The organism is Chryseobacterium sp. CH25, assembly GCF_004119455.1.
Taxonomy (GTDB): Bacteria; Bacteroidota; Bacteroidia; order Flavobacteriales; family Weeksellaceae; genus Chryseobacterium.
Genome location: NZ_NRQT01000160.1, coordinates 1 through 225, shown reverse-complemented (window position 1 = coordinate 225; position 225 = coordinate 1). Strand labels below are relative to the sequence as shown.

Here is a 225-nt window from a genome sequence, read left to right as displayed (position 1 = left end):
TTCCCCGTGAAGGTAATTGTTTTTGGGAGCACCCATTGACAAAATACATCAAAATTATTGTTCAACATATTTTTTTTCACTTCCGCTTCAAATCCTAGCCTGGTATTAGGATTGATCTTAATAGCGTTCCCCGTGAAGGTAATTGTTTTTGGGAGCACCCATTGACAAAATACATCAAAATTATTGTTCAACATATTTTTTTTCACTTCCGCTTCAAATCCTAGC

At 35.6% G+C, this 225-nt stretch carries 1 protein-coding gene; it reads right to left on the bottom strand.

Annotated features, from left to right (window positions below):
- Window positions 1-194: hypothetical protein (locus BOQ64_RS24355; RefSeq protein WP_228448548.1), on the bottom strand; the 194-nt coding region annotated here is incomplete at its 3' end.
- Window positions 195-225 lie beyond the last annotated feature (31 nt).